The sequence below is a fragment of the Paraburkholderia sp. SIMBA_053 genome, from assembly GCF_046534895.1.
GTDB classification, from domain to species: domain Bacteria; phylum Pseudomonadota; class Gammaproteobacteria; order Burkholderiales; family Burkholderiaceae; genus Paraburkholderia; species Paraburkholderia caledonica.
Map to the genome: position 1 here is coordinate 1 of NZ_JAWRXU010001708.1, position 236 is coordinate 236.

At 61.4% G+C, this 236-nt stretch carries 1 pseudogene; it reads left to right on the plus strand.

What is annotated here, in order from left to right:
• Window positions 1-236 (plus strand): annotated as a pseudogene (gene yaaA, locus SB753_RS41355) (peroxide stress protein YaaA); the annotation flags it as partial.

The following is a 236-nucleotide window of genomic DNA, read 5'->3' on the forward strand; positions in this document are numbered from 1 at the left end:
TTACGCCGACTGGTCGCCGAAATTCGACACGTCCAATGCGAAGCAAGCCGTGCTTGCGTTCAACGGCGACGTGTACGAAGGCTTCGACGCGAAGTCGCTGTCCGCATCCGATCTCGACTATGCGCAGCAGCACGTGCGCGTACTGTCGGGCCTCTACGGCCTGTTGTGATGGCTCGGTCTGTTGCAACATCTTCGGCCTATCCTGGGCACGCTCTTCGAGCGCCGGTGCGGCAAGC